At 42.9% G+C, this 10177-nt stretch carries 12 protein-coding genes; 3 read left to right on the top strand and 9 right to left on the bottom strand.

The features are described 5' to 3' along the window. Positions 1 to 142: 142 nt before the first annotated feature. Complete coding sequence (locus ACGTNI_RS19590) at positions 143 to 313, bottom strand: hypothetical protein (protein ID WP_394464198.1); 171 nt, start codon at positions 311 to 313, stop codon at positions 143 to 145. A gap of 118 nt (positions 314 to 431) precedes the next feature. Here ACGTNI_RS19590 and ACGTNI_RS19585 point away from each other — a divergent pair, with 118 nt between their 5' ends. After that, a complete protein-coding gene (locus tag ACGTNI_RS19585) occupies positions 432 to 881 on the top strand; it encodes a universal stress protein (RefSeq protein ID WP_085509103.1) in 450 nt (149 codons plus the stop codon). Positions 882 to 896: 15 nt separating this feature from the next. Continuing rightward, positions 897 to 1232 carry a hypothetical protein gene (locus tag ACGTNI_RS19580; RefSeq protein WP_394464197.1) on the top strand — a complete coding sequence of 112 codons (336 nt, stop codon included), beginning with the start codon at positions 897 to 899 and terminating at the stop codon, positions 1230 to 1232. 17 nt (positions 1233 to 1249) lie between these two features. On the opposite strand, the gene ACGTNI_RS19575 is transcribed toward ACGTNI_RS19580, so the two are convergent. From ACGTNI_RS19575 to ACGTNI_RS19545, 7 genes are all read right to left on the bottom strand, one after another. Further along, a complete protein-coding gene (locus ACGTNI_RS19575) occupies positions 1250 to 1762 on the bottom strand; it encodes a MogA/MoaB family molybdenum cofactor biosynthesis protein (RefSeq protein ID WP_085509105.1) in 513 nt (170 codons plus the stop codon). After that, on the bottom strand, positions 1752 to 2591 hold the full coding sequence (locus ACGTNI_RS19570) for an EcsC family protein (RefSeq protein WP_085509106.1): 840 nt from the start codon (positions 2589 to 2591) through the stop codon (positions 1752 to 1754). The genes ACGTNI_RS19575 and ACGTNI_RS19570 overlap by 11 nt, the downstream gene beginning before the upstream one ends. A 125-nt stretch (positions 2592 to 2716) precedes the next feature. Continuing rightward, entirely contained in the window at positions 2717 to 3904 is a 1188-nt protein-coding gene (locus ACGTNI_RS19565) for an acetate kinase (RefSeq protein WP_085509107.1), read from the bottom strand. 129 nt (positions 3905 to 4033) lie between these two features. After that, positions 4034 to 5020, bottom strand: a complete 987-nt coding sequence (locus ACGTNI_RS19560) for a class I SAM-dependent methyltransferase (RefSeq protein WP_394464195.1) — start codon at positions 5018 to 5020, stop codon at positions 4034 to 4036. A gap of 154 nt (positions 5021 to 5174) precedes the next feature. Continuing rightward, a complete protein-coding gene (gene tpx, locus ACGTNI_RS19555; RefSeq protein WP_085509109.1) occupies positions 5175 to 5675 on the bottom strand; it encodes a thiol peroxidase in 501 nt (166 codons plus the stop codon). A 98-nt stretch (positions 5676 to 5773) separates the two neighbouring features. Next, positions 5774 to 6238, bottom strand: coding sequence for a GerW family sporulation protein (gene ytfJ / locus ACGTNI_RS19550; RefSeq protein WP_085509110.1), 465 nt, complete (start codon positions 6236 to 6238; stop codon positions 5774 to 5776). Positions 6239 to 6265: 27 nt separating this feature from the next. Further along, positions 6266 to 6838 carry a DUF2953 domain-containing protein gene (locus tag ACGTNI_RS19545; RefSeq protein ID WP_394464194.1) on the bottom strand — a complete coding sequence of 191 codons (573 nt, stop codon included), beginning with the start codon at positions 6836 to 6838 and terminating at the stop codon, positions 6266 to 6268. Between the two features lie 229 nt (positions 6839 to 7067). Between ACGTNI_RS19545 and ACGTNI_RS19540 the strand changes: the two genes are divergently transcribed. Further along, positions 7068 to 7871 (top strand): NAD kinase, encoded by an 804-nt coding sequence (locus ACGTNI_RS19540; RefSeq protein ID WP_085509112.1) that lies wholly within the window; start codon positions 7068 to 7070, stop codon positions 7869 to 7871. An 81-nt stretch (positions 7872 to 7952) separates the two neighbouring features. Here ACGTNI_RS19540 and ACGTNI_RS19535 read toward each other — a convergent pair whose 3' ends face one another. Continuing rightward, positions 7953 to 9545, bottom strand: coding sequence for an amidohydrolase (locus tag ACGTNI_RS19535; protein ID WP_394464193.1), 1593 nt, complete (start codon positions 9543 to 9545; stop codon positions 7953 to 7955). Positions 9546 to 10177: the final 632 nt, after the last annotated feature.

The following is a 10177-nucleotide window of genomic DNA, read 5'->3' as shown; positions in this document are numbered from 1 at the left end:
TGCCTCCAGCTTCCTTCAGATTCCAGGTCGTCCCAGACACCCTTGCCTTCAGCTAACGGTTACAATGACCTTCACCGCTCGGGACTTGAACCCTAAAGCGTGCGCACATGCCGGGCACACACAAAAAGGCAGCATGGAAATACTATGCCATGCCGCCTCTGATTCGATCCGATCCGGGGTTGTCATGTCTGTCACTCTTATGCTGCTTTTCTTTACGTGGCTGGAATTCAATATTTCCTGTCTGATAGCTTTCATTAATTCCTTCTTCCGGGGTTCCCGTTTCTTGCCTGAATAGCTTCTTGTCTTTTTTCATATTTTCCACCTCCATTAATAATGTTCACAAAAGTGTATATTTTCATCACTGACAACGTTTACATTAATAACATTCTGCATGTTATAATAGAAGTATAAAAAGGAAGGGAGCGTTTCCTATGTCATTTGAATATAGCCATATTGTGGTAGCTATTGATGGTTCTAACGCTGCTGAATACGCTTTTAAAAAAGCGATAGATATCGCCAAACGAAATGATGCCCAGCTGATTCTTTCCCATGTAGTCGACACACGCGCCTTTGCAACAGTCGAAGCCTATGACAGGTCTCTTGCTATTCGCGCGGAAGGTTACGCGAAAGAGCTGTTGGATGAATATCAGGACAAAGCAAAAGCAGCAGGAGTCGACAATATCATAATCGATGTTGAATATGGTTCACCTAAAATTAAAATTGCAAAAGATGTAGCACCAAAATACAAAGCAGACTTAATTATCTGTGGAGCTACCGGGTTAAATGCTATGGAACGCTTCTTCATCGGAAGTGTATCGGAACATATTACCCGATATGCCAAATGTGATGTACTGGTTGTACGGATGCCAGAACAAAAATAATGGATTGGAGACTTTATGGAACATTTTTTCACCTATGATTCACGGCTCGGGATTTCTGTACCGCAACTTCCCCGCTCATTCTCTTCCTATTCCATTGAGCAACAGGCAATTATATTAGCTGAATGGGAAAATCATAGGGGAGCAATACCGGATAGAGTCAAGGAGCTGGAGAGAGAAATAGACCAATGCCTTTATAATCTTAACCGTGAAGATGATTTCGAAGCATCCTGTCGTTTGAACAATCAAATCAGCGAGTTTGCTTCTACAATCAATGACTTATGGATATGGTACCGGACGAACCCTCACATTACGTCATCCAAAAACAACGAAAAAACCCTGCCTATCAAATAAGAGAGGCAGGGTTAACTTTAGATATCTTTTTGGATTTCACGTACGATGTGGCTAAGTTCAGGAATGATCAGCTTATCCATCGCCAATTTCACCGCTCCGCTCGACCCGGGTGTCGAAAAAATTGCAGTATCCCCGCTTACACCGGCGATCGCACGGGAGAGTATCGCAGCTGAGCCGATATCTTCTGTGTAACTCAGCATACGGAACAGTTCCCCGAAGCCAGTGATCTCCTTATCAAACAGGGCAGCCACTGTTTCAATTGTCACATCACGTTTGGCGATCCCTGTACCGCCATTTGTCAGAACCGCCTCTACTTTAGGGTCTTCACAACCATCACTAACCGCTGCTCTTATCGCTTGTTCCTCGTCTTTTACTATTCGATGATCAACGATATGATGGCCATGCGAGGTCAGATAATCGATCATTAAGTCCCCACTTTTATCTGTTTCTTTAGTTCTTGTGTCACTGACTGTAATAACCATGCAGCTGATAGAGAGTTTTGCTTCTTGTTTATGTTGTTCAACGGACATGGTTCTCCCCACCTTCTTGTTCTAGTAAATACCGATATTGATAAAATCTTAGAGCGAATTCGGATACCCTTCGAGTCAGACGATAATTGACTACAGCTCCCACTCCCATACTGACTAACGGGAGACCCTGGATCACTTTTTTTCGGAACATCATGATAAACAAAGATTTAAACACTTGCTTAAGTGGCTGCTCCAGCCAGGATTCATCAGTCAGCTCGTCTGCGCCTTCAAACACATACGGGTGTCTATCATTTCTTATTTCCTTGATAAGTTCATCCCATGCCTTTTTCTGCATTCGTTTCGGTAAAGTTGCGGCATGGAAGACCCGAAGAGAAAGCATCATTTCGTATGGGTGGTTCATTTCATGACCAAAAGACAACCCAATCATCTGTACAGCCCTCAGGTTCATCCCCATCATTAATGGAAAATCAATTCCGAACAATAACAAGCCGCCTGTTCCTGTAAGGCCGCCCTGAGCGAAAGAATAAAGCCGAATTCGTGAAATCTGCTGTTGTGCGATATATGTAAGTCGATCGACCGATAAAACGTCCAAGTCGGAAATTTGTTCAATTTCCGGATCAAATACCCGTCCTACCGTAATAATACGCTCTCTTGCATCATTCTGAAAAGAGGTGCCCTGGATGAAGGCATGGGTATGGAATAAGTAATTATCCAAATTACTAAAAAATAGCTTTTTCCATTTTGGGTCGATATTTTCAAACGTCTGATTGATCCAGGCATCATACATCCGCTCAAAATCGTTGGGCTGGTAATCGGTATAATGTCTTTTCCACAGTTGGATGTCTTTACTCACTTTTTTGTCACTCATTGTGGTTCCTCCCATCCTCTCTTACATGTCTATTCTTATTCTAGCTTGAATAGGAGAAAAAAGAAAATCTGCTATATAAGAAAACCAGGTATCCAACCCTTAAGAGCTGGATACCTTGTTATAGATTAACTGGATAGACGAACCGTATCACGAGCAATCATGACTTCTTCGTTGGTTGGAATAATCATCACTTTTACTGGTGAATGTGGATAGTTTACAAAAGCTTCTTTTCCACGGACTTTATTAAGAGAAGGATCCCAGTAAACACCCATGAACTCCAGCCCTTTCAGGACGCGTTCACGGATTGCTGTACTGTTTTCTCCTACACCCGCCGTAAAGATAATTGCATCCACTCCATGCATGCGAGAGGCATAAGAGCCAATATATTTATGGATGCGTGCTGCAAATACTTCTAAAGCCAATTCTGCACGCTCTTCTCCATCAGAAGCTTTTTCTTCAATATCACGCAAGTCACTGGAGAAGCCGGAAAGTGCAAGCATACCGCTTTCCTTATTTAATACATTCATCACTTCCGCAGCAGTTTTGCCTGTCTTGTCCATGATATAAGGAATCAAAGCAGGGTCGATATTCCCGGAGCGTGTCCCCATCGTTACACCAGCCAATGGAGTGAATCCCATAGAAGTATCGATGGATTTTCCGCCTTCGATTGCCGCTATACTCGCTCCGTTACCTAGGTGGCAGGAGATTACGCGCAGCTGTTCGATCGGCAAACCTAGCATTTCAGCCGCTCGTTCGGAAACGTACTTATGTGAAGTACCATGGAAGCCATATTTACGTATGCCATACTTTTCATAATACTCATACGGCAAGCTATATAAATACGATTGTTCTGGCATTGTTTGATGAAAAGCTGTATCGAATACCGCCACCGATGGTACTTCCGGTAGTACCTGTTTAAATGCCCGGATGCCCGTTAAGTTAGCCGGATTATGAAGTGGAGCCAAGTCAGAAACTTCTTCAATTTCTCTAATGACTTCATCCGTGATCAGAACGGAATCACTGAACCGCTCTCCACCATGGACAACACGATGACCTACGCCATCGATTTCATCCAGAGAATCGATAATACCTGTAGAAGTTAATTTCCCCAAAAGCATTTTGACAGCTTCTGCATGGTCAGCAATATCCTGTGTGGTCGTTACTTTTTCGGCGCCCACTTCTATAGTAAAGATAGAATCGTTGATGCCGATTCGCTCAACTAAACCTTTCGTGATTACAGTTTCTTCCGGCATTTCCATCAGTTGAAACTTTAATGAAGAACTGCCGGCATTAATAGCTATGATTTTACTCAAGGTTGTTCATCCCCTTAAATTAGGCTCTCTTGTTTCTTTCCACTACCATTTAATCACCCGGCGTAGACATTTTCAAGATGCAAGGGTAAATGGTAACGTTTACGCAAGAAAATCTTTATTTTCACATAATTAGGAAGAATGATTTTTTTCGAACCATTGATTGATTTGACCCAGTATGTCAGCCATTGCGGTGTGATTCTTAAAGGAAGGAAGCTTCGCAAGCAAGGCCTCTTTCGGTGCTTTAGACCCTTCTCCCTTTTTTTGCAGAATCAGGATACTTTTGGCATGTTTTTCTTCTTTAAACAGGCTTTCTGGCAGCTGAAGCATCCCGAAAATGTGAGCCTGCTCTCTGAGAAACTCATTCAGCTGCTGGGCCTGATCACTCTCAAACAAAAAGTTAGGAATGATGAACATCAAAAATCCGCCTGGCTTTGTATACCGGAGCCCTTGCTCGATGAATAAATGATGAGAGTAAGAATATCCTTCCTCCGCGTGTAACGTAAACTCTTTCGCCTGGACTTCATCAGGATAATAACCAACAGGAAGGTCAGCTAAAACAAAATCGACTGGCTCTAACAGAAACGGCCGCAAGCTGTCCTGATGGAAAAATTCTATTTCACTCTTTTGAAGGTTGGCATTTGCCAAGGCCAGCTTCATCAGCGTTTCATCCACATCACTTCCATAAGCAGCAACCTTCTTATCCAGCTGGTTTAATACTGCAGTCAGCAAATTAGCAGTACCGCAGGCAGGATCGAAAATTCGTAATTCCTTTTCACCAGGAAATAAACGCTGAGTTAAATACCCCATAAACATAGCCACCGTATCGGGGGTGATAAGATGCTGCTGCTGAGTGGCTCCCTTCATCCCTTTTAATATCGCAAGCTGTGTCGATTTCCGGATTTCCTCTTTTTCATACTTGTTCAGCTCAATGTCTTTTAAATGCTTTTCTAGCTGCTGTTTTAACAGCTCAGCCATATCATCAAAGGGTGTTTGATGAAATAAAACATCCAGGGCATCTGCAACAGCTTCTAAATAGGTGCTGTTTTCCTGATATTCGATAGCTGTCGCCGCTTCATCGATCCATTCAAAGAGTTCTTCTACATGTTTATGGTCCATTGACGTCTCCTCCTTACTTTACCCCTGCACTTTCCTATGATTCAAAGTTTATAAACAAGCAAATGGCGCATTCATTTTTAGAAATGCGCCATGTTGATTCAATCGATATCCTATTTACATTCCGATGATACATTTTCGTGTAATGGCAGTCAACTTACTTGGCCTGTTCAACCGCAGCGATCGCTGATTCATAATCAGGATGGTTCGTTGCTTCGCTGACATACTCTGCATAAGTGACTTTATTCTCGGAATCAACAACAAAAACGGCTCGAGCCAGGAGACGCAGTTCTTCAATCAATACACCATATGCCTTACCGAAAGAAGCATCACGATGATCTGACAACGTATCAACATTCTCGATACCTTCCGCACCACACCAGCGCTTTTGAGCGAACGGTAAATCCATACTGATGGTCAATACTTTGACATCCCCCAGGCTAGTAGCTTCTTCGTTGAAACGACGCGTCTGCTCCGCACAAACTCCAGTATCAAGAGAAGGAACTACACTGATCAATTTCACGCTGCCCTGGTAATCATCCAATGTAACTTCACTTAGGTCATTTGCCAGTACTTTAAAATCAGGTGCCTTGTCCCCTGCCTTTACTTCTTCTCCAACTAGTGTAACCGGGTTTTCTTTAAATGTAATTGAAGCCATTTCATCGTCCTCCTTGCATCCATTAAAATTTAGTTACCCAAAAAAAAACTGCCTATCTTTTATTATGAAGGCAGTTTGTTTCAATGTCTAATATTAACCTATAAAAGATCGGAAGAAGAACGTCTCGACCTCGATTCCTGCTGGCTTCCACTTTTATTACCTTTTTGCAGTATCTCCTGTATCTTCTCAATGACTGGCGGTGCCAAGTCAAGCATTCGTTCATATAAGTGGGTCTGTTCGTTCAAATGGATCATTTGGACTCCTTGTTTTCTGACAACTAAAAATGCAATCGGGGTAATAGAGACTCCGCCCCCGCTTCCACCTCCAAAAGGCAGTTCCATATCAGACTGCCCCTGTCCGCTGTCCTGCCCTTGATCGCTTCCGCTTTTAGGTTTGAACTCACTGCCGCCGGCAGCAAATCCAAAGCCTACCCTGGACACAGGTATGATGATGCTTCCATCAGGGGACTCGACCGGTTCACCTACGATTGTATTAACATCAATCATTTCTTTAAGACTATCCATTGCTGTGGTCATCAGACCTTGAATCGGATGCTCATCCATGTTATTACCTCCTGCTTGTCATCTCGCTTACTCAGCTTTTCTGTTCACGTATCGTAACCACACATATATAGCTTTGCCCAGACGAAATGAAAATATACCATCGGCAAGTACATGGAAACAGGGCATTTGAAACGACGGTTCCACACGGAATTTAGCTGGTTTTTTTATGGTAAACAATTGGTCGAGCAACTGTTCCAAAAGAGCCCCTAAAGCCATCAACCCTCCAGCCAAGGATCCTGTTGATGAAGCCATTCCCGTGCCTACACGCATGATACTATCCATTTTATGTACGGTTATGACCCTTCCCAATTCCATAACCTGAGAGAAAGAAAGGCTCCTTTTAACTTTCCCTTCCGAAACTTTATCCTTCCAAATTTCTTCTGCTTTCTTTTCAACTTTAGCCCACTCTTCTTCATTTTCTACTATCCGCGAAAAATCTATTTGGCGGCGGAAAACAGGAAGAAAGCCGAAATAAGCGACTAAAGTCAGACGCTTGTCTTCTGGCAATATTTTTAAATGAAAACGTAATGATATCTTCATGAACAATAAACCGGTCACAATGATAATTAACACAATCAAGCTAATCAATATCCATTTCATGAGCCTCACCTGCATACTAGTATCCTCAGATGACCATCCTAATAAACATCTATCATCAATATTTTAAAGAAAACTCAGATTTTCCCAAAAGATATTATAGACAATTCTTAAATTCTGTACGGTTGTAAACTTACCTTAATTTTAAATAGGCGACCATCTCTCTTAGCATTTCCACTTCACAGTCAGAGATGATAAAATAAGGATTACCATGTAGAGGGAGGCATACATAATGGCTAATGACAGACAAAATCTATACTTTTATTACCCGCCTAATGAAGAGCTCGATGAAAAACTAAAGCCTTTATTTCGTTTAGCAGAAGAGAATGGCTTTACTATATTAGAGGATCCACAGGACGCCAATATCATTGTCAGTGTCGGCGGAGATGGGACGTTCCTGCAAGCAGTCAGGAAAACGGGTTTCCGGCAGGATTGCTTATATGTAGGTGTTCGCAGAGAAGATGAGGCAGGTCTTTATTGTGATTTCAATATCGACGACTTTGATAAAATGGTTGATTCGATGGTAAATGCCGACCTGGAAGTGAGAAGATTCCCCGTCATAGAAACTACAGTCAATAACGAGTCTACCATGCTTTGCCTGAATGAATGCAGTGTACGTTCAACATTAATTAAGACGATCGTAATTGATGTATTCATCGATGGGCGCCAGTTTGAAACCTTCCGAGGTGATGGCCTGGTAGTCTCAACACCAACTGGAAGTACAGGTTATAACAAATCAACCAAAGGAGCTGTCATCGATCCAAAACTCCCATGTTTCCAGGTCAGCGAACTTGCTTCTTTAAACAATAATCGCTACCGCACATTGGGCTCACCATTTGTCCTTGGCAATGAACGCACATTGAAACTTAAAGTGCAGCAGGATGGAAATGACTATCCGATCATTGGGATGGACAACGAAGCATACTCCATCAGAAACATCAAGGAGTTATCTATCCAATTAAGTGACCGAGTCATCAAAACCGTTAAAATGAAAGATAACACCTTCTGGGACCGCGTCCAGCGCACATTCCTTTAAGCCACAAAGTAAGTGCTGGAGCAGGGTGAAGTACTTTAATCAGAAGCCTGACACAGGGAGATGTGTCAGGCTTCTGTTTTTTTATGTCCGCTGATACATTACATCCCCGTCTACAATCGTCATTGTTACGTTTGTATCGCCTATTTCATGGGGAGCTAACGTAAACAGGTCCCTATCTAACACAGTGAAATCTGCTGTGTAGCCTTCTTTAATCTTACCTCGGTCATTTTCATGACGGATAGCATACGCACTTCCACTTGTATAAAGAGAAATCGCTTCATACATGGAGAGCTGTTGGGAAGCATTATATATTTTCTGATCAAAACTGGCTCTACGCTCGACTGCCGCGCGGATACCTAATAACGGGTTAATTTCTTCAATCGGGGCATCAGAACCACCCGCACAAGGTATCCCTTTATCTAACAATGTTTTCCATGCATAAGCATGTGTCAGCCGATGTTTTCCAATTCTCTCGATGACCCACGGAAAATCTGATGCTACAAAAGTCGGCTGTAAATCTAAAATAACATTCAGCTTTGTCAGCTTATCATATAGTTCATCCCGTAATATTTGTGCATGGATAATCCGATCTCTTTCCCCACTATCCAGTGGATTGTCGTGGAGAATCTCGGCTATTGTTTCTACAGCCTGATCACCAATCGCATGTACAGCCACTGGCATTCGTTTTTTTCTTGCCTGCTGAACAAGCGCTTCTAACTGTGCTTTTTCGTGTATAGCTACTCCTTCATTCAATGGGTCATCGGCATACGCTTCGGACAACCAAGCCGTCCTGCCACCAAGGGCACCGTCCGAAAAGATCTTCACGGCTCCTAATTCCACGAATTCTGTACCGCTTTTATATCGATACCCATTGTCATGCATGTCTTCCACTACCTCGTGATGGACAAGTAAATGTGCCCGGAATTTCAGTTGGTTTCCATCAATGACTTTACAGAAAGCATCAAATGTTTTTTGGAAGCCGCCATAATAATTTAAATCTTCCGTATGTCCGCCTACCAATCCATGCCGATGCATATCATTTACAGCTAATGTCAGAGCCCGTTCCAAATATTGAGGGGTGACTTCCGGCATTGCCTGCTTGATCAGCTCCTGTGCCTGGTCATGAAAATAACCAAGGGGTTCACCAGCGTCCGACCGTACAATCAGACCGCCCTGAGGATCATTTGTAGCAGCTGTAACACCAGCAAGTTCCATTGCCTTAGAATTAGCCAGCAGTGCATGACGGCAGATGCGTGTCAACATCATGGGATGTTCATTTGTAATCTCATCCAGTTCATCCTTATAGATAATCCGCTGGTCACTCCATTGATTTTCGTTCCATCCCTCCCCAATGATCCATTCGCCTTTGGGAACCTGCTCTGCGTGCTGTTTTAACGCCCACTTCACTTCTTCAGCGGACTTCATAAACGACAAATCGAGCCGCTGCAGCCGCTCTCCATGTCCAATAATATGCAAATGGCTATCTACGAAGCCAGGATACATGACCTGGCCCATCAGGTTATATTCTTTGGTAAGTTGATCTCCATATGTACGGTACAATTGTTGACTGTCGCCTACCGCTATGATTTTTCCCTTATCGGTAACTACTGCTTCTACCCAGTCGTTCTCTCGCTCCATCGTATAAATCTTGCCTCCATACCATAGTTCGGCCATTGTCCCATCTCCCTTCTTTCCACTCATTGTATACTATAAATTCATCTTTTTCCTTACCTTATTTTCGTCTTTCTCAGCTCATACATCAACTATTTACAACTGGTATGTTGAATATTAGGATTGCGACTACAGAATGACTGGCTGTTAATATAAGTTTTGCTTTTCCAATTAAAGCTCCCTTTTGCTGTAGACTCAGTTTCGAGACGTTAGGTAGTAATTATGGTGGCTGGGAAAACGGCTCGCTTTCCGTGGGCATGTGGTGAGCTTCCTCAGGCTTCGCCTTGCGGGATCTCACCGCTCATGTTCATCCCACTGGAGTCTCACCGTTTTCCCAACCACCATACGTTCGTTAGTTTCTCGAAACTTCGATCAGAAAATAGCGTGCTTTTGGAGCAGAAAACACGGTCAATTTACCATTGCAATAGGATTTTCATCCCAAAAAAGGGCTGGACTTTCTAAACACCATTTCGAGTATCTTATATGGCGAGGGTCGTGGGGGAAGGGTGAGACTCCCTCCGGAAATGTTGATACACCAAGGGTTATGGATCGTTTTAACACCTTAAAAAAATTTTTATACTCCATTTGTTAAACAAGTTATTCCTTTTCTTCAATATTAAGGAAAACAAAGGGAC

This window comes from Thalassobacillus sp. B23F22_16, assembly GCF_043496955.1.
Taxonomy (GTDB): domain Bacteria; phylum Bacillota; class Bacilli; order Bacillales; family Halobacillaceae; genus Thalassobacillus; species Thalassobacillus devorans_A.
This window is presented reverse-complemented; position numbering and strand designations above follow the sequence as displayed.